Source organism: Yoonia sp. BS5-3, from assembly GCF_038069655.2.
Lineage (GTDB): Bacteria > Pseudomonadota > Alphaproteobacteria > Rhodobacterales > Rhodobacteraceae > Yoonia > Yoonia phaeophyticola.
Genome location: NZ_CP150951.2, coordinates 2,458,646 through 2,480,488, shown reverse-complemented (window position 1 = coordinate 2,480,488; position 21,843 = coordinate 2,458,646). Strand labels below are relative to the sequence as shown.

Below are 21,843 nucleotides of genomic sequence, written 5' to 3'. Positions count from 1 at the left end.
GCCAAATCGTGGCAAAAGGTTGAAGAATTGTTACCCAGCGCTATATCTGGTTGGCTAGCACGTGACAAGGTCACGTCATGGCTACAAAGGAGCGCCGAGCCATGCATTCCGTGCATGGCTGCCATTCCAAAAGAGACCCCCCGAATCGATTGAGAACGGGCATAAAGGCGCGCACGCGAGAACTACAAGAGCAAAAAAGGGAAATAAGATGAGAGATTTCGTCGACGGAACAGCGTTCAACAACGAACAAGGTAACCGTGCCCGCAAGTTGTTTGCTGCCGTCGTACTCGCCGCACTTGATGACGCGATTGCGGATGACAAGAAATACGGCAACGGCCCCGAACAGATCGCCCGCTGGGCACGTTCGCGCGATGGCCGCGAGGTGTTGTCTTGCGCCGGGATCGACCCGAATGAACGCGTTGTGGAAGGTTTGATGGATTTCGTCGGCAAAGGTGTACGGACATCCGTTGCCCTGTCACGCGAAGAAAGCGAACGCCGGAACGCTGCCGAGCAAGAGGCACGCGCCGCTTAACGCCATTCGGACATAGCGATTACGACAGGCGCGGCTCCCTCACGGGGGCCGCGTTTCTTTATGCGTTGCCGCCAAACATCACCCAAAAGATCAGCATCGGGGCAAGCTCGGCCAGCGCCAGCGCCGCGATCAGCACCCGCATGCCTGCCCCAGCAAACCGGCGCCATAACAAACTGCAGCACAGCAGGGCGACAAGCACCTCAATCGGGCCAACGATATTACCAAAATGCGCCCCATCCCAATAGCTGACCGGGCTTTCGAAAATCCAATCGGTGGCAGGCCAAAAATGCGCGCGCCCATCATCGTGATGCATCAGGAAATCCAATACCAGATGCAACATAGCTGAGCCGCAAAGCGCGATCATTACGGGGATGCGCGCCATCAACCCAAGGGCCAGGGCGATCCCCCAAAGGATCATCGAATTATCGACCTGGAAAACCCGCTGCCATGCCTGCGAAAAGTAAAGCTCGCCAAAAACGACCTCGGGCAATGTGCCCAAGATCCATAAATGCCAGCCCGCCATCAGATAAAGCGACAGATCGGGGATCAGCGCACCGGCCAGTGCGGCAGCAGTAAGAGCCGGGCGCGCGGGGCGGCCAAAGGCGGTCAGTCCAAAAATCAAATGCGCTGGCGTGTTCATGCTCTTCCCTCACGCCTCATGCGCGCCTATGAAACTATCTGAAAGGGACGCGATGACCAAGGCAATCATGATCCAGGGGGCGGGCTCGAATGTGGGCAAATCCATGCTTGTGGCAGGGATTGCGCGAGCCTGCGTGCAGCGCGGATTGTCTGTTGCGCCGTTCAAGCCGCAAAACATGTCCAACAATGCAGCCGTGACCGCCGATGGGGGCGAGATTGGGCGCGCCCAGGCGTTACAGGCGCTGGCCTGCGGGTTAGAACCGATGATCGATATGAACCCGGTGCTTTTGAAACCCGAAACCGATATCGGCGCACAGGTCATTGTCCAGGGCGAACGCTTTGCCACCCTCAAAGCGCGCGATTACGGCAAACAAAAAGCAACGCTTCTGCCGCGCGTCCTGGAAAGCTTTTACAGGCTCGGCAAGTCACGCGATCTTATCCTCATCGAAGGTGCGGGCAGCCCGGCCGAGGTCAACCTGCGCGTCGGTGACATCGCCAATATGGGCTTTGCCGAGGCTGCGAATATCCCCGTGGCGCTGATCGGCGATATTGACCGGGGCGGCGTCATTGCGCAGCTGGTTGGCACCCATGCGGTCCTGCCCGGCAATGACCGGGCGCGGATCAAGGGCTTTGCGGTCAATAAGTTCCGGGGTGATACGACGCTCTTTGCGGAAGGCATGACGATGATCGCCGCGGCGACAGAATGGGCCCCGCTGGGGATCATCCCGTGGTTCGGCGATGCATGGAAACTGCCCGCCGAGGATGTGATGGATATCGCCAGCAAAACCGGCGGCGACATCAAAATTGCAGTCCCGCGCCTGAACCGGATCGCCAATTTCGATGACCTAGACCCGCTTTCCGCAACGCCCGGGGTGAGTGTTGCGATTATCGAAGCCGGACGCGCCCTGCCCGGCGATGCGGATCTGGTAATCATCCCCGGTTCAAAATCCACGATCAGCGATCTGGCACATTTCCGGGCGCAAGGTTGGGATATCGACCTGCAGGCGCATATGCGACGCGGCGGACAGGTGCTGGGCATTTGCGGCGGCTATCAGATGCTGGGCCAGCAGATCAGTGACCCGGACGGGATCGAAGGGGCGCCGCAAACTGTTGCGGGGCTGGGTTTGCTCGACATTCAAACGGTGATGAAACCCCAAAAGCGGCTGGCGCGGACCCAAGCGATCCATCTGGCCAGCGGCACAGATGTCAGCGGATACGAAATTCATATCGGCGAGACAACCGGGCCCGATTGCAGCCGCGCATGGCTATCCATTGACGGCAGGGCCGAAGGGGCGTCATCCGCAAATGGGCAAATCAAGGGCTGCTACCTGCACGGGCTGTTCAGCGCTGATGCCTTCCGCAGCGCCTATCTGCGCGATCTGGATAAACCGGTGGCTGACTACGACTACGGATCAAGCGTTGAAGCGACGCTGGATGCGCTCGCGCGGCATCTAGAAACCCATATGGATTTGGATCAGCTTCTCAACCTGGCAGAAGAAATTTAACGGCTAGTCCAGATCGTGGCTAGCCAAAACGCGATTGATCTCGCGGCGGACCAATTTGCGCACATTGCGCGTGATCTTTTCGCCCAGCTCACCCGCCAGTTCTTCGCGAATGATCTGCACGACCATCGCGCGCATGGCTTGCATGTCCATTTCAGGGGACGGCGCAGGCTTGGGCTGACCAATGCCAATCGCCTCTTCGACCTCGCGGGCCAATTGGGCGACCATCTCGGCGCGCGATTGTGTCGGCTCATGCGCCGGTGTTGGCGAATCAACCGCTGGCGTCTGGAAAGCACTTGCAGCCCACGCATCAGATGCAAAGGCCTCGCCCTCATCGGGCTCCCAATCTTCCGGCTGGGCCGTCACAGCGGCCTCAAGCTCGGCGATTTTTGCCTCAAGCGTCTTGCGCTCTGGCTGCACCGCAGCATTCAAACGCAGCACGTTTGAGGCAAGCTCTGGCTCCTCAGATGGCGTTGAATCGCCTTCTTCTACTGAGATATATTCTGCAGGTGCATCCTCGTCATCCACGCGGCAGGCCTGGGTCAGGATCAAGAGCTCTGACCGAGTGCGGCGGCGACGGCGGCCGACAGGCTTTTCATGCGCAACCAGATCGCGCACGGACGAAACCAATGCGTCAATATCACCCGGCTGTGCTGAATTTGTCATCTTACGTCAACCCTCTGGGCACCCACTAAGCGGATATTAACCCATTCACGCCGCAAAAATCAACCCAAGTCACTCGCGACCAAGTGCCTCAAGCACGCGATCCAGCGCCTCGCCCTGTTCTGAATCATAGGTTGGTGCATTCTTCGCAAGATTATAATATTCGGTTGGATCGTATTGCTGCACAGGTAAACGCAAGTGCTCAGCCGTCAATAGGCCCATTGCAGACAGCAAAGCGTAAGAGGCGATGACTTCATCGGCTTGGGCCGAAATTCGGTTCGCCTCAGCGTCAAGCAACTCCTGCTCGGCGTTCAACACATCCAAGGTTGTCCGCGACCCCAGTGTCGCCTCCTCACGAACACCTTCAAACGCCACGCGCGCAGCACTGATCTGTTGATCAGATGCCTGACGCGATGCACGTGCAACCTGCAGCGACGCATAGGCATTGCCAACCTCTTGCTCAATGCTCAGCTGTGTAAGATGCAAACCTGCGCGGGACGCATCACGGTTCGCGCGCAACTGCCGAATTTGACTAGAGATTTGACCACCGGCATAAATCGTGCTTCCAACACTCAGCCCAATCTGAGCGGACTCGTCCGAGTCCTCATCGGTTGCCAGAAAACCATCCAAAGTCACTGTCGGTTTCAGCGTGGCTTCAGCGCGACGGATGCTCAGCTCTGCTGCTGCAACCGAGTGTTGCCCCTCAAGCACGGATGGGTTGTTGCGCACCGCAAAGGCTTTGGCCTCAGCGACGGACTGAGACACTGGCGCCGGACTTACGGCTGTCACTGCACCAGGGGCACGGCCGATAGCCAGACGATAAGACTCAACCGATTGCGCAAGACTGCCCTGCGCCGCGGCAAGTAAGCTGCGTGCCGCGGCAAGCCGTGCCTCGGCCAAAGCCACATCCGTCCGTGTGACTTCACCGACCTCGAAACGGTCCTGAGCCGCACGGAATTCCTGCGTAATAACCCGCACATTGCTTTCGCGCAGGCGAACAAATTCACGCTCGCGCACCACGGCCATATAAGCCTGTACCGCGTTTAACAGGACAGTTTGCTCAATCCCGCGCAGCGTTTGACGTGTGCTCAGCACAACTTCCTTCTGCGCATCAATCGCCAAGCGGTTCACACCGCCATCATAAAGCGTCAGCGAACCAGAGATGCTCAGCGTGGCCGAATTTGTCCGCACCCATTCACCAGTGGCATTCGTCCCTGATCGATCCGCGCTCGCGGACCAAGCAATAACAGGCCGTGTCGCCGCAACCGATTGCGCAACGTCTTCATCAGCGGCGCGCAGCAATGCGCGGTTTTGTTCCAGAAGGCCTGGATTGTTATAGGCGGATGTCAATGCGCTGGCCAAGCTGTCCGCGCGCGCGGCAGTGTTGCCAACAAAGGCTGTCACAAATGCCAATACGAAAATTGCCTGCCGTTTCATCGTCCCGCCCTCACGCGATTTTGCCTCTTTCTTTGAACGTAGATGTATCCCACCAGGATCACTTACAATGCAAAGACGGGCTGTTTTTTGAAACCGGGCAGCAATGGCGCGCCCGCATTAAAACCAAAACGCCAATTTACAACACCATCGATCTTATGGCCGATCTTGACAACGCCCAGCGCGCCTTCGGCAAAAACACATGCGATCCGGCCACCTTCGCGGAGCTGCTCTAGCAATGCGGCGGGAACATCCTCGACCGCGCCTTGCAGCATGATGATGTCATAGGGGCCTGACTTAGCAGACCCTTCGATTAGCGGCGCATGCATCACTGCGGCGTTATCGACGCCCTGCCCCGACAACAGCGCCTGCGCCTCTTCTGCGCGCGCTTCGTCATCTTCAACACCAACGACAAAATCACATAGATGCGCCAAAACAGCTGTGGAATAGCCCAGCCCGCAACCAATATCCAAAGCCACCTGCGCCGGTTCAATCTCAAGCGCATCCAGCATCTTTGCCAATGTCCGGGGCTCAAGCATGACGCGCCCATCACCCAGATCAAGGTTCTCACCGATATAGGCGGCCTCGCGCAGATAGTCAGGCACAAAGTTCTCGCGGGGCACATGCAACATCGCGTCGATGATCGGGAATTTCGTCACATCCGATGGACGGATCTGCGTATCAACCATCATTGTACGGCGCGAAGCAAAGTCAGACACGATCTAAACTCTTTCGTTCAGTTGTTTGCTGCAGTCATGCCATAGAAGCGGCATCGCAGCAACAATTGATCGCATCATTTTGCCGTTCGCCTATGTTTGAGGCGTGTGGGCCGCGCAACGCACGGGCCTATCAGAAATGCGGATCCGTGTTATTTTGTATGTACAGTATATGTACAGAATCTGTACGGCTGCCATATGGGACAGCGCCGCATTAACCTATGACATGGCCGAGCTGCGGCCCAACCCCAACAGAATAACTGCGCCACCTTTCCAGAACCCTTTGATCAGGAAACCCGCTTCGCTGACTTTCGGGAATTTCTCGGTCCAATTGGCATATTGGTCATTGGTCACAACCCGCAGCCCATCATTCACAGCGTGTTCCAGCATGATCTCATCGGCGGGCACCTGCTTTGGCGCAAAAATCACGCGGTCCTTGCCCAGACCCAATTCAGTCGCCAGAGCGGCCGGTTTCATGCGCTTGCCCGTCAGCTCTTTGCCGACATTGTCATTGAAGTAGACCACCGGATCAAGACCGCGGATTTGCAGTTCTCTGACAACCTTTGTCAGGACCTGCAACGAAGGCGATCCGCCCCAATTCATGACATTTGTACCATCAACAAGAACAGAGCGATCTGTAATCTCAACTTTTGACTGTGAGGCTGACGCATCGGCCATAACCGGTTGCTCTGCTGTGCCCTCTTCCTGCGTTTCACGGCTTTTCAAAAGCCCGGTCATCCCAGCAAGGTAGCCCAGCACAACAAGCCCGAAACTGACAAAAATACCTTTACCGATACCATCGATAATACGCGCCTTATCGGCTGTTTCCGGCAGCACCCCCCCCGCGACAACCATTACAACAATCAAACCGATACAAAGGGTTTTCAAAGCCGCCATGTCATACCTCACTCTTAGACAAGACTTTGATCACAGCAAATATTTACAAATCTCGGGCAGGATCAGGACGATTTCGTGACCCCCTGCAATCCGGTCAAAATGGGGCAGTCGGGGCGGGCATCTCCGGCGCAATTGCGCACCAAATCAGCCAAACTGTCACGCATTGCGCGCAGGTCTTTGATTTTATTATCAATTTCATCAAGATGACGGGTGGCAATATGGCGGACATCCGCGCTCGCCCGATCTTTATCTTCCCATAGTTTCAATAGGTTACGGCAATCGTCTATTGAAAAGCCAAGGGCGCGTGCACGGCCCAGAAATATGAGCTTATGCGCGTCGTTTTCGGCGAAAATACGATAGCCATTTTCACCGCGTTTCGGCGTAACCAGCCCGATTTCTTCATAATAACGTATTGTTTTTGCCGGCAAACCTGTATGTGTTGCGATCTGACCGATGTTCATCCGATACCACCATCTACCCGCCGAAGCCTAAGGGCATTAAGCACGACCAAGACACTGGATAACGCCATAGCCCCTGCAGCCAGGGCAGGTGACAATAAAAGCCCCCAAATTGGAAACAATATCCCAGCAGCCACAGGAATGAGCAGGATATTATATCCAAACGCCCAACCCAGATTCTGGCGAATGTTGGACAATGTGGCACGGCTGACCACAATTGCGTTCAAAACCCCCTTTGGATCGCCGGACATCAGCACGACATCCGCCGTTTCAACAGCCACGTCGGCCCCCGTACCCATCGCGATCCCGACATCTGCTGCGGCCAGAACTGGCGCATCATTGATCCCGTCCCCCACAAAAGCGACCCTGGCGCCGTCCGCTTGCAAGGCCTGAATCGCCGCGACCTTTTCAGACGGCAGGACATCCGCAATCACCTTTGTCAGCCCAAGCTGCGCCGCGATCGCATCGCCCGCCGCCTGACTGTCGCCGGTGACCATCACCACTTGTACCCCTTTGTTTTGCAAAGCCTCCACCGTGGTTTTTGCGCTGGGTCGCAATTGATCGGCAATCGCCAGCACCCCTGCCGGGCGCCCATCAATTGCCACCAGGACGGTGGTCTGCCCCATAGCAGCAAAGGAGGCAGCTTTGGCGACCAGCGGTGCGGGATCGATGCCGGCCTCTTGCAACAGTGCGGCATTGCCGATCAACACCGGCGCGTCTTCGACAATGCCGCGCAGCCCCCGTCCGGGGATCGCGGCGAAATCGCGGGACTCGGGCAATGGCCCATCAACCGCCGCAACAATCGCTGCCGCAAGGGGATGTTCAGACTTTGCCTCAACCGCTGCGACATGCCGCAGCAAACCGGTGCTGTCTCCATCCAAGGCAAGCGTTTCAACCAAGACAGGCGCGCCCTTGGTCAGGGTGCCCGTTTTATCAAAGGCCACAACATCAACCCCTTGCAGCACTTGCAGCGCATCGCCTTGACGAAAAAGCACCCCCAGCTCGGCTGCGCGCCCGATCCCAACCATAATGGACATCGGCGTTGCCAGCCCCATCGCGCAGGGGCAGGCAATGATCAGAACCGACACGCCCGCCACAAGCGCATATGCGACGACGGGATCAGGACCCAAAATCAGCCAAGCGGCAACCGTGATCAACGCTATCGCCAGCACGGCAGGCACGAACCAAGCGGTGATCCGGTTGACCAAATCCTGTACTGGCAGGCGCGCATCCTGCGCCGCGGCCACCATTGTTATAATCGCAGCCAGCATGGTCTTTTGCCCCACCGCCTGGGCCTGCATTTTCAATGCGCCATTGCCATTAATGGTCCCGCCGACCAGCTGATCCCCCACTTGTTTTTCAACTGCGATAGGCTCACCGGTGATCATGCTTTCATCCACATGGCTATGCCCATCAATCACAATACCATCCGCCGCAATGCTTTCGCCTGGGCGGATCAGGATCACGTCATCCACCAGAACCTCGGCAATCGGCAGGTCAAACGTTTCGCCGTTTCGTAAAACCCGCGCTGTGGTCGGGCGCAAATCCAGAAGGCGTTTGATCGCCACCCCGGTGCGGGCCTTGGCGCGCGTCTCAAGCCAGCGACCCAGTAAGATCAGCGTGACGATAACAGCTGCGGCTTCAAAATAGACCGCGCGTGTTCCGTCGGGCAAAAGCCCAGGCAGAAACAGCGCAACACCAGAAAAAGCATATGCCGCCCCGGCCCCCAGCGCGACAAGCGCGTTCATATCCGGTGCCCGGCGGATCAAGGCCGGTATCCCTTTGGCAAAAAAGACCCGCCCCGGAAACGCCAGCACCAGCGTTGTCAGAACGCATTGGATGATCCAGCTGGTCTCAGTCCCGATGGTGCGCGCGATCAGGTGATGTAGCGCCGGAAAGAGATGCCCGCCCATTTCAAGCAGAAACACCGGTAAAGTCAGCAGCCCTGCATTGCGGAACCTGTTGAAGGCCAGATCAGCCGCGGCATCCCGGGCCGCTGTGTCGTCGGAAACTGTTCGCGCAACCTCGGCCTGATAGCCCGCATCGGCCATCGCCTGAAGTGCGGGCTGTTCGCCGCTGGCCGTGGTAATGACTGCCGTCCCACTGGCCAGATTGACGCTTGCCGTCTGAATACCGGGCACCTTACGCAAGGCCGCCTCGACCCGCCCCACGCAAGAGCCGCAATGCATGCCTTGCACGTCGAATCTGATTTCGCTGATCTGTGTCATGGCCACCTCTTTGTCACGCAACATAGGGGTTCCAGTGACAGGAAGGTCAAGCCGCAATACTGTCGATTACAAAAACAAAAAGGCGAAGGGCACGAACCCTTCGCCTTTCGTCGCAGCTATGACGGCCGCTTTAGGCTTTGCCCTTCCATGGCACCAGCAGCTTTTCGGCCTGCCGCATCAACACATCGATCGTGAAACCGATAATCCCGATCAGGATAATCCCCATCATCACGATATCAGTCTGTTGGAAATCAGCCGCGACCGAGATCATCATGCCGCCACCCTTTTGGGCAGCCACAAGCTCGGCTGCGACAACCGTGCCCCAGCAGACCCCCATCGCAACCCGAGCCCCGGTGAAGATTTCCGGCAAAGAGTTCGGGATGATCACATGGCGCATGATCTGCCACTTCGAGGCACCCAGCGAATAGGCCGCGTGGATCTTGGTGATCCGCACCCCGGACACGCCAGAGCGTGCCGCAATTGCCATGATCCAGAGCGCTGCAAGGAACAGCAGGATGATTTTGCCAACCTCACCAATACCAAACCAGATGATCACAAGCGGGATCAAGGCCAGCGGCGGCACCGGGCGCATAAATTCAACGATGGGATCAAACCAGCCGCGGAACCAGTTGGACAAGCCCATCGCATAGCCCAGCGGGATACCGACAATGGCCCCCAAAATGAAACCGACGATCACGCGGAACAGTGAAAAACCCAGATGCTCGGCCAGGGTGAAGTTACGGAACCCCACCGTCGCGATTTCGGTCATCCGGTTCCACACCGCTTCGGGTGAGGGCAGCCAAATCTCTTCCATTTGGATACCGGTATCTGGGACGATGTTCAGCGTGCCCTTGTCGGACATCCTGATAGCACCAAAAGACACGTCGACAGCGCTGCCCGGCGCAATCGGTTGCCCGTCAACGGCGGTGATAAAGGTTTCCTGATCCCGGCCCATTTCATCGTTGTCATCGACGCGTAAGAGCTTGCTGCGATAGCTTGCAATCGTTGTCGCATCATCCTTGGCGATCCCTTCGCCTGGGGCCACTGCTGGCACGTCGGCCTCTTCGGATGCGGGATGCACAACGACCGTCACCGTTGCATCATCTGTGTCGCCAGCAGGCGTGGTGATTGTGTAGGTGAATGTGCCTGTCCCCTCGAATGGACCGGGCGCATGCAGGAAGCCGGGCAGCAATTTTGAGCCGGTAAACGCCCCCCAAAAGACAAAGATCAGCACGACCGATACGATTGAGGCAACCGTATTTGAGGTCACCGCGCTTTCATCGCCAAACGTCACGGTTTTGAGCGATCCGTAGTCTTTTTTCGGCGTCAGGAACCGTTTGATCGTGTTCCAGATCGTCATGGTCAGCAGGATGACGGCGACATAGGCAATCAGATAGGGGATAGCCCCGAAAAGCGCGCCAAGTACGGTGAGCAGTTCTGCCCATAGATCATTGAGCAAACCCATTACGCGCCCTCCTGCCGGCCCATGATTTCTTCTTCCATATTCCAGATCATACCAAGGATTTCCTCGCGGATTTCACCGAATTTGGGGTGTTTCTTGACCTCGCGCAGGTCTTGGCCCACGCCCATTTCAGCAAATGGCAATCGGTATTCAGTATGGATCCGGCCCGGGCGCGGCGCCATGACAAGCAGGCGTTCACCCAAAAGCAGCGCCTCTTCCACTGAGTGGGTGATCAAGATGATCGTTTTGCCGGTTTCTTTCCACAGTTTCAGAACCAGCCCTTGCATCTTTTCGCGGGTCAGCGCGTCAAGCGCGCCCAAAGGTTCATCCATCAAGATCACATCGGGTTCGTTGGCCAAACAACGGGCCAAGGCGACGCGTTGCTGCATGCCGCCCGAAAGCTCATAGACCGCTTTTTCTTTGAAATCCTGCAGGCCGACCACGTCCAGCAGGTGATCCACGATCTGGGCCTTTTCTTTACTGGGCATCTTTTTCATCGAAGGGCCGAAGCCGACATTTTCCCGCACGCTCATCCATTCGAACAAGGCGCCTTGCTGAAAGACCATACCGCGTTCTGGGCCAGGGCCCTCGACGACTTTGTTATTCAGCACGACCTGTCCCTCGGTGGGCGCAAGAAAACCTGCAACAATGTTCAGCAAGGTCGTTTTCCCGCAGCCCGATGGCCCGAGCACCGACAAAAGTTCGCCCGCTTTGAGGTTCAGCGACACATCCTTGAGCGCTTGCACAGACGCGCCGTTGGGCAGGTCAAAGCGCATCGATAGTCTGTCAATTATTAGTCCTGGCATGTCCCGTCCCGTTCTTGTCCCAGAGAATCCAAGCAAGATACAGCCGCACGGATTGTCAGGAGCAAAAAGGAAACCCGGTGCGCGCCAAGGGGCCCGCACCGGGTCTGATCATTTACATATCGGCTGCAGCTTCGAGCGGGCCGATATTGATGTTGCCTTCATAGCTGCTCAGCGATGAAGGGATCGAACCGGATTCGACGAAGACATCAGCGACGCCTTTCATAAAGGCCGGTGCCGCACCGCCAAGCCATGCGCCAGACAGCTGGTCTTCAACAGTTGGGAAGACGAATGTTGCCATTGTCTCGGCCGTTGCATCGACATCCATACCGGCGTCATTGGCGATCACAGGCAGCATTTCTTCAACGCCGGACCCGTCATTCCAAGCAGCGTTTGCCTCTGCAGTCACGGCCAGGAATTTGGCGATCAGTTCAGAGTTTTCGGCGATGAACCCTGCTGGTGCGGATGTGACGTCAAAGACCAGAATGCCCAGCTCTTCTTTTTCGGCACCTGTCAGCAGGACGTTGCCATGCTCAAGCATCCGGCGCAGCGAACCGCCCCAGCCGCAGGCCATGTCAACAGCGCCCTGCGCAATCGCGGCAGCCCCATCGGGCGGCGCCATGTCAACGATTTCCAGCGAAGCAAGATCGACCCCGAAATGGTCCATCTGGCGCAAGAAGCCATAATGTGCGGCTGTCCCCAGTGGTACGGCAACTTTCTTGCCTGCCAGCTCATCCGCGCTGTCCTGGTCAATTTCCAAGCCAGAGGCGACAACGCAGTTATCGTTTTCCGCGTAGGACACGGCCACGTCGAGGATCTGCAGATCCTGCCCTGCAGATGTCGCGACAACAAATGGTGGCACACCCTGGCTGACAGAAATCTGAACATCGCCAGAGGCCATTGCAGCCGACATCGCTGTGCCGCTGTCAAAGCTGACCCAGTTGACGGTCACGCCAAGTTCCTCGTCATAGGTGCCGTTCACCTTGGCGAACTGGAAAGGCATTGGCCATTCAAGGAAGTAGCCCACGGTGATTTCATCAGCGCTTTGCGCGACCGCTTGATGCGCGCCGCCCAGCATGGCGATGCCTGCCGCTGCGCCCATCAGTGCATTCTTGAGTTTCATTTTATTCGTCTCCCGTGTTGTGAACCCGGTTGGGTCCGTATTCGGACAAGGTTGGCCTCGCCTCACTCGCGTTAGCTGACCATGATTTGGAAGTGGTTCCTAGCCCAAATCACGTCTTGCACTCAAACATGGCCAAGAACGGCCATTTGCCTTGCGCAACGCCCATTTTAGACGCAGTCGCAAGCCTGATCGTAGCGAAGGCAATTCATGCCCATAGGTCAATCGGTAGAAATAGGGGGAAACGACAGGGGCGGCACTGCAAACGCATATGAAAAACACGCCATTTTTATTTGCATTCAACGACTTAGCGTAGAGTAGATCGCGAGGCACCATGCGCACCAAAACAGCACTGGATATATGCTTGCAGCCAATCTGGCCCTATCTGGAATGCATTCTCTACAGGCAGAGTGCTTGTTATCAGGGCAGTCCGAAGCTGGATTCGGATGGCCTTTCCCTTTATTTTGACGGAGCGTCCGAGATGGATACCCAACACTTCGCAAATGACCCCGAGACCGTTGTCGAGGCGGATCGCGCGCATATCTGGCATCACCTGACCCAACACAAACCGTTTGAGACGACAGATCCGCGCATCATTGTCGAAGGCAAGGGCATGCGTGTCTGGGACATCCGCGGTAAAGAGCATCTAGATGCGGTTTCAGGCGGGGTCTGGACAGTGAATGTCGGCTACGGCCGCGAACGTATTGGTCAGGCCATTGCCAAACAGGTCACCAAGATGTGCTTTTTCGGCGGGAATGCCGGGACAATCCCCGGCGCGCATTTTGCCGAGATGCTGACCGAAAAAATGCCCGGTTTGGACCGCGTTTATTATGCCAATTCCGGCTCTGAGGCGAATGAGAAGGCGTTCAAGATGGTCCGCCAGATCAGCCATAAACATTACGGCGGAAAGAAGCAGAAAATTCTGTATCGCGACCGCGATTATCACGGCTCAACCATTGCGGCGATGTCCGCAGGTGGCCAGGATGAACGCAATGCCCAATACGGCCCCTTTGCGCCCGGTTTTGTCCGGGTGCCACATTGCCTGGAATACCGGTCGCAAGATGGATCAGTGGGCGAAGAATACGCAGCGAAGGCCGCACAGGCCATTGAGGATGTGATCCTTGCCGAAGGTGCCGACACGATCGGCGCGCTATGTCTTGAACCGATCACCGCCGGTGGCGGCATCATCGTCCCGCCCAAGGGCTATTGGGAACGCGTGCAGGAAATCTGCAAGAAATACGATATCTTGCTGCATATTGATGAGGTGGTTTGCGGGCTTGGTCGGACCGGTACTTGGTTTGGCTATCAGCAATTTGGCGTTCAGCCTGATATCGTGACCATGGCCAAAGGCGTGGCCTCTGGCTATGCGGCGATATCGTGCTGCGTGACCACCGACGCCGTCTTTGAAATGTTCAAAGACGAGACCGATAAGCTGAGCTATTTCCGCGATATCTCGACCTTTGGGGGCTGCACCTCGGGCCCCGCTGCGGCCATTGAGAACATGAAAATCATCGAGGAAGAGGACCTGCTTGGCAACTCGACCGCCATGGGGGCGCATCTGATGGGCAATCTGTCTGCGTTGATGGAAAAACATGCCTGGGTTGGCGATATACGGGGCATGGGTCTGTTTGCGGGCGCCGAACTGGTCACTGATCGCGACAGCAAAGACCCGGTTGGCGAAAAAGAGATGGCGGCGATTGTGGCCGATTGTCTGGCCCAAGGCGTGATTATCGGCGCCACAAACAGGTCTTTGCCAGGCTTTAACAACACCCTGCTCTTTGCGCCGCCATTGATCGCAACCAAGGATGATCTTGATCAGGTGACCGATGCGGTTGACCAGGCCATCACACGCGTCCTGGGATAAAATAAAGGCCCAGAGGATATACCTCTGGGCCCTCTGCACCGAACGCCTGAGCGAATGCTCCGTGAGTGGCCTGACCGGCTTAACCGCGGTCAGGTGGGGCGGGACGGTATTCTTCCATAACATCATGGATCATCTCGGCGGTGATTGCGGCATTCGCGCCTTGCAAGCATGTGGCCAAAGTTTCCATGCGTTCTTCATGTTCCTCGCGGCTTGGACGTTCGCCGCGCGCGGGGGCTTCGTCAGGTCCGCAATTTTCCAAATCGGCAACAGTCACACCCAGATCAGCTGCAATCTCGTCCATTGGCGGCGGACCGTCATTGTTCATCGTCTGTGATGTCGCAACTGTCGCGGCGGACAGGCCGAGCATCGACACAAAGAAGGTCTTGGCAAGCATATTCATGGTCGTCTCCTGTTTGCTTATGCCCCTCAAACGCCGCACCGCATTGGTTCCGTCGCAAGAAATAGAAATTTATCAGGTGACGTTAGGTCAGGAGCATGGTCAAATCCGCGAACCCCCTATTCTGCTTGAAATCACCCAGCCTTAAGTCCAGTCTTCTGGCAACATAAGGCCAGCCACATGTCGATCTCTGCTGAAACTTTTTTCCTCGACCATTCCGCTGAAGGCACGTTGCAATCGCGGATTCAGCAAATGGTCGCACAAGGCATCCTAGAGGGGCGCTTTCGCCCCGGGGAGCGCCTGCCCTCATCGCGTAAAATGGCGCAGCATCTTGGTGTCAGCCGGATCACCGTGACGCTGGCCTATACTGAACTGGTCGCCGATGATTATATGATCTCGCGTGGCCGTTCGGGGTATTTTGTATCCGACAACGCGCCCGAGCCCCCCGCCTTTCCTGCCCAGCGCGCAGATCAAGGCACCGTCGACTGGCCCCGTGCCATCGCCCAGCGCTTTACCCCGGGGCTGAGCGTTGACAAACCCGCCGATTGGTCGCGCTTTCGCTATCCATTTATCTATGGGCAGACAGATCGGACACTTTTTGACAGCGCCAATTGGCGGCTTTGCGCCCTGCGCGCACTGGGAATGCGCGATTTTGAGGCTTTGACAGCCGATTATTTTGATGGTGACGATCCGCAACTGGTCGAATTCGTGGCGCGCCAAACCCTGCCTCGGCGCGGTATCTTGGCCAACAGCGATGAAATCCTGATCACGATGGGCGCGCAAAACGCGTTATGGCTATCGGCGCAGGTCTTGCTGAATAGCCGCAGACGCGCAGTGATCGAGGATCCGTGCTACCCTGCCTTGCGCAATATCCTGACTCAATCACGCTGCCAGCTCAGCCCGGTACAGGTCGACCGCGATGGGCTGCCACCTGATAAGCTGCCCGATGATACGGATGTTGTTTTCACCACCCCCAGCCATCAATGCCCAACCACAGCAACCATGCCGCTTTCCCGGCGCAATGCCCTGCTGGAAAAGGCCGAAGCCGATGATTTCATTGTTGTCGAGGATGATTATGAATTTGAGATGTCGTTTCTCAAATCGCCCTCTCCCTCGCTCAAATCGCTCGATCAGAATGGGCGGGTGATTTATGTCGGCTCGTTTTCGAAATCGATCTTTCCGGGGCTGCGTTTGGGCTATTTGGTTGGCCCTGCCCCCTTTATCCGTGAAGCTCGCGCCCTGCGCGCCACGGTCTTGCGCCATCCGCCCGGACATATTCAGCGGACGGTCAGTTACTACCTGTCATTGGGCCATTACGATGCGTTGGTGCGCCGCATGAGCAAAACGTATCATGAACGCCGCCGTGTCATGGAAGAGACCCTGCATCACCACGACCTGACCGTCGCCGGGCAAGGCACCTATGGTGGCTCTTCGATCTGGCTGCGTGCGCCCAGCGGCGTTGACACCGCCATACTTGCCGAACATCTGCTCGCTGATAGCGTGTTGGTTGAGCCCGGCGCCCCGTTTTTCGCCAGCGACACCCCACCTACCCAGTATTTGCGGTTGGCCTATTCCTCGATCCCCGCATCGCGCATAAGTGAAGGCGTTCGTCTGATTGCTGATGCGATTGCGCATTATTGATCCGCCAAGCCTTATTGTCACAGACGGCCCATTTGGCCTTAAGGACGGGTTCGAACTGGACCTAACCCGGATCGGCCGTTATTCATAATGTCCGGGCAATGAAACGGGGCACTGGGCCACGTCATTGTCCATTGCAACCTGGAAGGACCAGATCCATGAAAATGACCACCGAAGAAGCGTTTGTGAAAACCCTGCAAACGCATGGGATCCGCCACGCTTTTGGGATCATTGGATCGGCCATGATGCCGATTTCTGATATCTTTCCGGCCGCCGGGATCATGTTCTGGGACTGTGCACATGAAGGCAGCGCGGGCATGATGGCCGATGGCTACACCCGGGCCACGGGCGAGATGTCGATGATGATTGCCCAGAACGGCCCCGGCATCACTAACTTTGTCACCGCTGTAAAAACCGCCTATTGGAACCACACGCCCTTGCTGCTGGTCACGCCGCAAGCCGCAAACAAGACCATCGGTCAGGGTGGTTTCCAGGAAGTCGAGCAGATGAAACTGTTCGAAGACATGGTTGCCTATCAAGAAGAGGTCCGCGACCCATCCCGCGTCTGCGAAGTGCTCGCCCGCGTCATCGCCAAGGCCAAGCGCCTGTCTGGTCCCGCGCAGCTGAACATCCCGCGCGATATGTGGACGCAGGTCATCGACGTTGAAATTCCCGAGCCTATCGAATTCGAATCCAGCCCCGGCGGCGAAAGTTCGATTGCCAAAGCCGCGGAACTGCTGTCTGAGGCCAAGTTCCCCGTCATCCTGAACGGAGCCGGTGTTGTGCTGGCCGAAGGCGGGATCGCCGCCTCTAAAGCGCTGGCCGAAACCTTGGACGCCCCCGTTTGCGTCGGCTACCAGCACAATGACGCCTTCCCCGGCTCGCACCCGCTATTCGCTGGTCCATTGGGCTATAACGGTTCGAAAGCCGGGATGGAGCTGATCAGCAAAGCGGATGTCGTGCTGGCCCTAGGCACGCGGCTCAACCCGTTTTCGACCTTGCCCGGTTATGGCATCGATTATTGGCCGACGGGCGCAAAAGTCATTCAGGTTGATATCAACCCCGACCGGATCGGCCTGACCAAGAAAGTCGCCGTCGGAATCGTGGGCGACGCCGCCAAGGTCGCGAAAGGGATCAGCGCCGAATTGGCCGAAACGGCAGGCGATGCCGGACGCGATGAACGCAAGGCGCTGATTGCCCAAACCAAATCGGCTTGGGCGCAGGAACTGTCCTCAATGGATCACGAAGAGGATGATCCCGGCACCACATGGAACGAACGTGCCCGCGCCGCACGGCCTGACTGGATGTCGCCGCGCAAAGCATGGCGCGCCATTCAGGCGGCGATGCCAGAAAATGCGATTATCAGCTCCGACATCGGCAACAACTGCGCCATCGGCAACGCCTACCCCTCTTTCCCAACAGGTCGCAAATATCTGGCCCCGGGTCTCTTTGGTCCCTGCGGCTATGGTCTGCCCTCCATCATCGGCGCCAAGATCGGCTGCCCAGATGTGCCGGTGATCGGTTTTGCTGGTGACGGGGCCTTTGGCATCTCGGTCAATGAGCTGACGGCGATTGGCCGCGAGGAATGGCCTGCGATCACCCAAATTGTGTTCAGAAATTACCAATGGGGCGCAGAAAAGCGCAATTCTACATTGTGGTTTGATGATAACTTCGTCGGGACCGAATTGGATATGAAAGTATCCTATGCCGGGATCGCGCAGGCCTGCGGGCTGAAAGGCGTGCAGGCCAAGACGATGGATGAGCTGACTGAGATCCTTAATCAGGCGATCAAGGACCAGATGGAAAACAATACAACCACCCTGATCGAAGTTATCCTGAACCAGGAACTGGGCGAGCCGTTCCGCCGCGATGCCATGAAGAAACCCGTCCGCGTTGCGGGCATCAACAAATCGGACATGGCTGCTGAATAAGCTTGCCCTTCGATCTGACCCCCGGCGTAACCGCAGCATTGGCGCTGGCCCTGATTGGGGCAGCATTTGTGCGCGGTTACTCGGGCTTCGGATTTTCGGCCATTGTCATCACATTTGCCGCCATTTTCACCAATCCCTTGCCGCTGATCCCCGTGGTCTTCGCGTGCGAAATGCTGATGACCATATTTCAAGCCCGCGGCATTCGGCCCGATATCGACTGGCGCCGGGTTGGGGCCATGCTGGCAGGCGCGGCCATTGTGCTGCCCCTGTCGGTTGGCATCATCCTGTCTGTTGGCGAGGATATGGTGCGGCTGATTGTTTCCACATTGGTGCTGATCATGTCGCTTGTCTTGCTGTCAGGCTGGACCTTGCAAAGGGCGATCCACGCACCGGGGCATTTGGGCGTGGGTATAATTTCAGGAGTCTGCAACGGGGCCGGGGTTGGCGGCGCGCCTGTCGCCGTTTTCATGGCCGCCCAACCAATGCCCCCTGCAGTATTCCGGGCCACGATGATCGCTTTTCTTACCGGTCTCGATCTGATCACCTTGCCGCTCCTGTGGGTGGGCGGTTTGGTCACATGGGAGACGGCCATCGGCGCAGCCTTGGCGTTTCCGCTGCTGGGACTTGGCGTTTGGCTGGGCGGGCGTCAGTTTCTCAGCACGCCGCCCGCCGCCTTTCGTCGATTTGCGGTTTTTCTCTTGCTGATCCTGTCCGGGGCGGGCCTAATCCGGGCAGCATTCGCATGAAAGGTCTTTGCAGATGAATGAACCCTTCCCCTTCCTCGCCCAAACCACAGCAGATTGCCCCGCAGGGCTATTGACCAAAGCGCAGGCGCTGAAAACGCCCCGCGTGGCGCTGGTGAATGCAGGCAGTGATACCTCATTGAACGGGCTGCGTGAGGCGACGGAATTAGGGCTCGCCAACCCGATCCTGATCGGGGATAAGGCCAAGATCAAAGCCAGCGCAGAGCGTATCGGCTGGGATATCAGCCCCTACCGGCTTGAAAACGCGCCCCATGACACAGCCGCCCCTCTGGCTGCAGAGCTGGCCCGGAATGGCGAGGCGGACAGTATCATGAAAGGCCAGTTACATACTTCGACCTTCCTAAAGGGGCTATTGCCATCCAAGGCTGGGCTACGCGAGAAGGGAACGCGCTGCGGGCATGTCTTTCACATCACCAAACCAGGGTCTGAGCGTCCACTTTTGCTGACCGATGCTGCGCTGAATGTGAACCCATCCGTGGACACGCGCAAGGCCTGCCTGACCCACGCTGTTCGGCTGGCCGAAATCCTTGGGGATACACAGGTCAAAGCCGGGCTGCTGGCCCCGACAGAGGACCCAATCCCCTCAATCCCGAACACAGGCGAGGCGGCAGAAATCGCCGAATGGGCCAAGACCGCATTGCCCAATGCCACTGTGCAAGGGCCCATGGCGCTGGACCTGATTTTCAGCAAACGCGCGGCTGAGGTGAAGAAATATACCTCGGACGTATCTGGCGATGCGGACATCATGCTGGCGCCCAATATCACCTCGGGCAATGCGCTGTTCAAGATGATGGTGCTGGGCATGGGCTGCTGCGCGGGCGGGCTTGTCATGGGCCTGAAGGTGCCGCTGCTCTTGACCTCGCGTAGCCAGCAGGCCCCGGCACGCATCTGTTCCGCCGCGCTTGGGGCTATTGTGGCGGCTGCAGCATGATTTTTGTCGTCAACGCTGGGTCATCGTCTTTGAAAGTCAGCCTTTACAGGTCCGACCTGACGCGTCTGGCGGACGGAACGATCAGTAATATCGGCGGGAATGGCACCTTAAAGCTGGACGGTGTGGCCACAACAGTAACCTCAGACGATCACGCCGATGCGCTTACGCAAATACAGGCGGCGCTGGCCTCTGCCGGGCGTGATATGGACAATGTCAGCGCCGCTGCTCATCGGGTCGTGCATGGCGGCGCGCAGCTGACAGCCCCCGCGCGGCTGACGCCCGATGTGGTGCAAGCGATCCGCGATTGCATCCCGCTTGCGCCCCTGCACAACCCGGTGAACCTGGCCGGCATCGATGCGCTGACCGCCCAGCGCCCCGACTTGCCGCAGTTTGCCAGCTTTGACACAGCCTTTCACGCCAGCAACAGCGAGGTTACGACCCGATACGCCATCCCCGAGGCGCAGCATCAGGCAGGCATCCGGCGCTATGGGTTCCACGGCATGTCTTATGCCAATATGGTGCATGATTTCGGCGACGCGCTGCCCGACCGGCTGCTGGCGTTTCACCTTGGCAATGGGGCCAGCCTTTGCGCGATCAAGGCAGGCAAATCTCTGGCTACCTCAATGGGCTATTCGCCGCTAGCCGGACTGACCATGGGCACACGGTCCGGCGATATCGATGGGGCCGCAGTGCTGCGCATCGCCGCCGAGCTGGGGATTGAGGCCACCGATAAACTGCTGAACAAGCAATCGGGCCTTAAGGGCTTGGCCGGGGACAATGACATGAAAGCGCTGCTAGAGCGGGACGACGATGCTGCACGCCTCGCGGTCTCGCATTTTTGCTATTGGGCCGCGCGCCATGCGGGATCAGCCATTGTTGCGATGGGCGGCATCGATGCCGTGGCCTTCACCGGCGGAATTGGCGAAAACGCCGCGCCCATCCGCGACCGGATCATGCAACACCTTGGCTTTCTGGGTGATCTGCCCGTGCATGTGATTGAGGCCGACGAAGAAAAGCAGATCGCCCGCGACGCCCTGGCCCTGATGGGCGGCACCGCATGAGCTGGCTGCTGAGCATCACCAATTTGACGGGGCAAGAGTTCCTGATCCTCACCGTCATTGTGGTTTTGGCAGGCATCGTGCGGGGCTTTTCGGGCTTTGCCCTTTCGGCGCTGGTGATGGCAACCGCCGTGATCATCCTGCCCCCCATCGCGCTGATCCCCATGCTCTGGTGGATGGAAATGGCCGCCTCGCTTTTGATGGTCAAAGGGGGTTGGGCGGACGCGGATCGGCCCACCGCCTTTGGATTGGTCATCGGCTCGTCCATCGGCTGGCCCATTGGGTTGGCGCTGACCACATCGCTACCGGTTGAGACGTCAAAGATCATCGCGCTATCGATCATCGTGACGCTGGCGGTAACGCAACTGGCAAAAATCCGGCTGGCCTTTCTGGCCACTAAACCGGGACTTTACGGAACGGGAATTGTGGCAGGTATCGTCAGCGGGCTTGCCCATGTAGGGGCCATGGTTGTCGCGCTTTATGTGCTGGCCAGCGATAGCCCCGCGCGGCAAATGCGCGGCTCTATCGTTCTGTTTCTCTTTCTCGGCTCACTCGTCTCTTTCTTTGTGCAACTGGCCTTCGGGGTCATGGACCTCAGCGGGGTCAGCCGCGGACTGGTTTTTGCGGCGCCAACCGCCCTCGGCGTGCTGATCGGGCTGCGGATGTTCACCCCAAGGTTTGAGCCCTACTACAAACCCGTCTGCCTGGCGCTGCTTGTCGGCCTGGCCGGGTTAAGCCTGATCAGGACGGTACTGACATGACCCGGACTTGCGCGATGCCACATATTGCTTCACTATTGATACACC

General features: G+C 57.8%; 20 protein-coding genes. 9 read left to right on the top strand and 11 right to left on the bottom strand.

Going from position 1 to position 21,843, the window contains the following annotated elements:
* The first annotated feature begins 208 nt into the window (after window positions 1–208).
* Window positions 209–532 (top strand): DUF6280 family protein, encoded by a 324-nt coding sequence (locus AABB29_RS12535; protein WP_108385809.1) that lies wholly within the window; start codon window positions 209–211, stop codon window positions 530–532.
* A gap of 58 nt (window positions 533–590) precedes the next feature.
* Here AABB29_RS12535 and AABB29_RS12530 read toward each other — a convergent pair whose 3' ends face one another.
* Complete coding sequence (locus AABB29_RS12530; RefSeq protein WP_341366594.1) at window positions 591–1,172, bottom strand: cobalamin biosynthesis protein CobQ; 582 nt, start codon at window positions 1,170–1,172, stop codon at window positions 591–593.
* A gap of 52 nt (window positions 1,173–1,224) precedes the next feature.
* Here AABB29_RS12530 and AABB29_RS12525 point away from each other — a divergent pair, with 52 nt between their 5' ends.
* Complete coding sequence (locus AABB29_RS12525) at window positions 1,225–2,676, top strand: cobyric acid synthase (protein WP_341366595.1); 1,452 nt, start codon at window positions 1,225–1,227, stop codon at window positions 2,674–2,676.
* 3 nt (window positions 2,677–2,679) lie between these two features.
* On the opposite strand, the gene AABB29_RS12520 is transcribed toward AABB29_RS12525, so the two are convergent.
* The 9 genes from AABB29_RS12520 to AABB29_RS12480 all read right to left on the bottom strand — a co-directional run bounded on the left by AABB29_RS12520 (window position 2,680) and on the right by AABB29_RS12480 (window position 12,457).
* Window positions 2,680–3,339, bottom strand: a complete 660-nt coding sequence (locus AABB29_RS12520; protein ID WP_373636545.1) for a hypothetical protein — start codon at window positions 3,337–3,339, stop codon at window positions 2,680–2,682.
* 69 nt (window positions 3,340–3,408) lie between these two features.
* Complete coding sequence (locus AABB29_RS12515) at window positions 3,409–4,773, bottom strand: TolC family outer membrane protein (RefSeq protein ID WP_341366598.1); 1,365 nt, start codon at window positions 4,771–4,773, stop codon at window positions 3,409–3,411.
* 62 nt (window positions 4,774–4,835) lie between these two features.
* Window positions 4,836–5,489, bottom strand: coding sequence for a protein-L-isoaspartate O-methyltransferase (locus AABB29_RS12510; protein WP_341366599.1), 654 nt, complete (start codon window positions 5,487–5,489; stop codon window positions 4,836–4,838).
* Between the two features lie 216 nt (window positions 5,490–5,705).
* A complete protein-coding gene (locus AABB29_RS12505; protein WP_373636544.1) occupies window positions 5,706–6,383 on the bottom strand; it encodes a hypothetical protein in 678 nt (225 codons plus the stop codon).
* A gap of 62 nt (window positions 6,384–6,445) precedes the next feature.
* A complete protein-coding gene (gene cueR, locus AABB29_RS12500) occupies window positions 6,446–6,844 on the bottom strand; it encodes a Cu(I)-responsive transcriptional regulator (protein WP_341366601.1) in 399 nt (132 codons plus the stop codon).
* Window positions 6,841–9,069: a heavy metal translocating P-type ATPase gene (locus AABB29_RS12495; protein ID WP_341366602.1), complete on the bottom strand. Its 2,229-nt coding sequence runs from the start codon at window positions 9,067–9,069 to the stop codon at window positions 6,841–6,843. The genes cueR and AABB29_RS12495 overlap by 4 nt, the downstream gene beginning before the upstream one ends.
* 130 nt (window positions 9,070–9,199) lie before the next feature.
* Complete coding sequence (locus tag AABB29_RS12490; protein WP_341369093.1) at window positions 9,200–10,429, bottom strand: ABC transporter permease subunit; 1,230 nt, start codon at window positions 10,427–10,429, stop codon at window positions 9,200–9,202.
* A 104-nt stretch (window positions 10,430–10,533) separates the two neighbouring features.
* A complete protein-coding gene (locus AABB29_RS12485) occupies window positions 10,534–11,337 on the bottom strand; it encodes an ABC transporter ATP-binding protein (protein ID WP_341366603.1) in 804 nt (267 codons plus the stop codon).
* 112 nt (window positions 11,338–11,449) lie between these two features.
* Entirely contained in the window at window positions 11,450–12,457 is a 1,008-nt protein-coding gene (locus AABB29_RS12480) for an ABC transporter substrate-binding protein (RefSeq protein ID WP_373636543.1), read from the bottom strand.
* Window positions 12,458–12,935: 478 nt separating this feature from the next.
* Here AABB29_RS12480 and AABB29_RS12475 point away from each other — a divergent pair, with 478 nt between their 5' ends.
* On the top strand, window positions 12,936–14,318 hold the full coding sequence (locus AABB29_RS12475) for an aminotransferase class III-fold pyridoxal phosphate-dependent enzyme (protein ID WP_341366604.1): 1,383 nt from the start codon (window positions 12,936–12,938) through the stop codon (window positions 14,316–14,318).
* 79 nt (window positions 14,319–14,397) lie between these two features.
* Here AABB29_RS12475 and AABB29_RS12470 read toward each other — a convergent pair whose 3' ends face one another.
* On the bottom strand, window positions 14,398–14,718 hold the full coding sequence (locus tag AABB29_RS12470; protein ID WP_341366605.1) for a hypothetical protein: 321 nt from the start codon (window positions 14,716–14,718) through the stop codon (window positions 14,398–14,400).
* A gap of 177 nt (window positions 14,719–14,895) precedes the next feature.
* Here AABB29_RS12470 and AABB29_RS12465 point away from each other — a divergent pair, with 177 nt between their 5' ends.
* From AABB29_RS12465 to AABB29_RS12440, 6 genes are all read left to right on the top strand, one after another.
* A complete protein-coding gene (locus AABB29_RS12465; protein WP_341366606.1) occupies window positions 14,896–16,356 on the top strand; it encodes a PLP-dependent aminotransferase family protein in 1,461 nt (486 codons plus the stop codon).
* Between the two features lie 155 nt (window positions 16,357–16,511).
* Window positions 16,512–18,284, top strand: coding sequence for a sulfoacetaldehyde acetyltransferase (xsc, locus tag AABB29_RS12460; RefSeq protein WP_373636541.1), 1,773 nt, complete (start codon window positions 16,512–16,514; stop codon window positions 18,282–18,284).
* The gene (locus AABB29_RS12455; RefSeq protein ID WP_341369094.1) at window positions 18,281–19,030 is read left to right on the top strand and encodes a sulfite exporter TauE/SafE family protein; all 750 of its coding nucleotides are present in this window, start codon (window positions 18,281–18,283) and stop codon (window positions 19,028–19,030) included. Before xsc ends, AABB29_RS12455 begins: the two co-directional genes overlap by 4 nt.
* A gap of 13 nt (window positions 19,031–19,043) precedes the next feature.
* A complete protein-coding gene (locus AABB29_RS12450; RefSeq protein ID WP_341366607.1) occupies window positions 19,044–19,979 on the top strand; it encodes a phosphate acyltransferase in 936 nt (311 codons plus the stop codon).
* Window positions 19,976–21,040, top strand: a complete 1,065-nt coding sequence (locus AABB29_RS12445) for an acetate kinase (protein WP_341366608.1) — start codon at window positions 19,976–19,978, stop codon at window positions 21,038–21,040. The genes AABB29_RS12450 and AABB29_RS12445 overlap by 4 nt, the downstream gene beginning before the upstream one ends.
* Complete coding sequence (locus AABB29_RS12440) at window positions 21,037–21,798, top strand: sulfite exporter TauE/SafE family protein (protein ID WP_341366609.1); 762 nt, start codon at window positions 21,037–21,039, stop codon at window positions 21,796–21,798. Before AABB29_RS12445 ends, AABB29_RS12440 begins: the two co-directional genes overlap by 4 nt.
* Window positions 21,799–21,843: the final 45 nt, after the last annotated feature.

What these genes read in the sequence shown, in the direction of transcription:
- AABB29_RS12505 (WP_373636544.1), bottom strand. Translation starts at nt 6,383, where the DNA reads ATGGCGGCTTTGAAAACCCTTTGTATCGGTTTGATTGTTGTAATGGTT.
- AABB29_RS12525 (WP_341366595.1), top strand. Translation starts at nt 1,225, where the DNA reads ATGACCAAGGCAATCATGATCCAGGGGGCGGGCTCGAATGTGGGCAAA.
- AABB29_RS12440 (WP_341366609.1), top strand. Translation starts at nt 21,037, where the DNA reads ATGAGCTGGCTGCTGAGCATCACCAATTTGACGGGGCAAGAGTTCCTG.
- AABB29_RS12445 (WP_341366608.1), top strand. Translation starts at nt 19,976, where the DNA reads ATGATTTTTGTCGTCAACGCTGGGTCATCGTCTTTGAAAGTCAGCCTT.
- AABB29_RS12535 (WP_108385809.1), top strand. Translation starts at nt 209, where the DNA reads ATGAGAGATTTCGTCGACGGAACAGCGTTCAACAACGAACAAGGTAAC.
- xsc (WP_373636541.1), top strand. Translation starts at nt 16,512, where the DNA reads ATGAAAATGACCACCGAAGAAGCGTTTGTGAAAACCCTGCAAACGCAT.
- AABB29_RS12450 (WP_341366607.1), top strand. Translation starts at nt 19,044, where the DNA reads ATGAATGAACCCTTCCCCTTCCTCGCCCAAACCACAGCAGATTGCCCC.
- AABB29_RS12520 (WP_373636545.1), bottom strand. Translation starts at nt 3,339, where the DNA reads ATGACAAATTCAGCACAGCCGGGTGATATTGACGCATTGGTTTCGTCC.
- AABB29_RS12475 (WP_341366604.1), top strand. Translation starts at nt 12,936, where the DNA reads ATGGATACCCAACACTTCGCAAATGACCCCGAGACCGTTGTCGAGGCG.
- AABB29_RS12490 (WP_341369093.1), bottom strand. Translation starts at nt 10,429, where the DNA reads ATGACGATCTGGAACACGATCAAACGGTTCCTGACGCCGAAAAAAGAC.
- AABB29_RS12480 (WP_373636543.1), bottom strand. Translation starts at nt 12,457, where the DNA reads ATGAAACTCAAGAATGCACTGATGGGCGCAGCGGCAGGCATCGCCATG.
- AABB29_RS12530 (WP_341366594.1), bottom strand. Translation starts at nt 1,172, where the DNA reads ATGAACACGCCAGCGCATTTGATTTTTGGACTGACCGCCTTTGGCCGC.
- AABB29_RS12465 (WP_341366606.1), top strand. Translation starts at nt 14,896, where the DNA reads ATGTCGATCTCTGCTGAAACTTTTTTCCTCGACCATTCCGCTGAAGGC.
- AABB29_RS12470 (WP_341366605.1), bottom strand. Translation starts at nt 14,718, where the DNA reads ATGAATATGCTTGCCAAGACCTTCTTTGTGTCGATGCTCGGCCTGTCC.
- AABB29_RS12515 (WP_341366598.1), bottom strand. Translation starts at nt 4,773, where the DNA reads ATGAAACGGCAGGCAATTTTCGTATTGGCATTTGTGACAGCCTTTGTT.
- cueR (WP_341366601.1), bottom strand. Translation starts at nt 6,844, where the DNA reads ATGAACATCGGTCAGATCGCAACACATACAGGTTTGCCGGCAAAAACA.
- AABB29_RS12495 (WP_341366602.1), bottom strand. Translation starts at nt 9,069, where the DNA reads ATGACACAGATCAGCGAAATCAGATTCGACGTGCAAGGCATGCATTGC.
- AABB29_RS12485 (WP_341366603.1), bottom strand. Translation starts at nt 11,337, where the DNA reads ATGCCAGGACTAATAATTGACAGACTATCGATGCGCTTTGACCTGCCC.